At 68.6% G+C, this 1,037-nt stretch carries 1 protein-coding gene; it reads left to right on the plus strand.

Annotation, left to right across the window (positions count from 1 at the left end):
* Positions 1-194: 194 nt before the first annotated feature.
* The coding region (locus ABD323_RS41595) for an ABC transporter substrate-binding protein (RefSeq protein WP_344447281.1) at positions 195-1,037 on the plus strand (843 nt) is incomplete at its 3' end.

The raw sequence follows: 1,037 nt of genomic DNA on the forward strand, positions 1-1,037 counted from the left end.
TCAGGAAGTTCTGTGAACGTGCACAGCATGTGCTCCGCTGTGTCTCGCCTAGATAACCGTACGACTCCAGGCATTGACAAGTGTCTGGCTGGTTTCCGTACTGTGAACGTGCACAGCCGATGATCGCGGTCCCCCCACCCGCTCCGGCTGCCTCCGCTTCTCCCCCAGCAGCAGTGATCCTCGGGAGGATCCCCATGAACCGTCGCGTCCTCGCCCCGGCCGCCCTCGCCCTGACCGGCGTGCTCGCGCTCGCCGCCTGCTCCACCAAGGGGAGTTCGGCCGACGGCACGCTCGGGAAGGACGGCGTGAAGACCGGCCACGGCGACACCCACTCCACCAGCACGATGGACGCCCTCACCGACCTGACCGGCCCGTACGCCTCGCTCGGCAAGAGCATCGTGAACGCCCAGCAGCTCTGGGTCGACCAGACCAACGCGAACGGCGGCATCTGCGGCCGCAAGCTCAGGATGGTGGTGAAGGACCACGGGTACGACGTGCAGAAGGCGGTCGCCGCCTTCACCGAGGTCGAGCCGGACACGGCGCTGCTCACCCAGGTGATCGGCTCCCCGGTGGTCGCGGCGATCAAGCAGGACCTGAACGGCAAGCACCTGCTGGCGCTGCCGATGGCCTGGGCCTCCACCATGCTCGGGCAGCCCTACATCCAGGTGGTCGGCTCCACCTACGACGTCGACATGATCACCGGGGTGGACTTCCTCACCCGCAAGGCCGGGCTGGTGGCGGGCGACCGGATCGGGCACGTGTACTTCGAGGGCGAGTACGGGGAGAACGCGCTGGCGGGCTCCAAGTACGCGGCCGAGAAAGGCAAGTTGACGCTGGTCGAGCAGAAGATCAAGCCCACCGACCAGGACCTGACGGCGCAGGTCTCGGCACTCCGGGAGGCCGGGGTCAAGGCGGTGCTGATCAGTGCCGGGCCCAAGCAGACGGCGGTGCTGGTGGGCGCGGCGGCCGGGCAGGGGCTGACCGTACCGGTGCTCAGCAGCGCGGCCGGCTTCGCCCCGCAGCTGCTCGACACGGCC

Origin of the sequence: Kitasatospora nipponensis, assembly GCF_039528135.1 — a bacterium.
Lineage (GTDB): Bacteria > Actinomycetota > Actinomycetes > Streptomycetales > Streptomycetaceae > Kitasatospora > Kitasatospora nipponensis.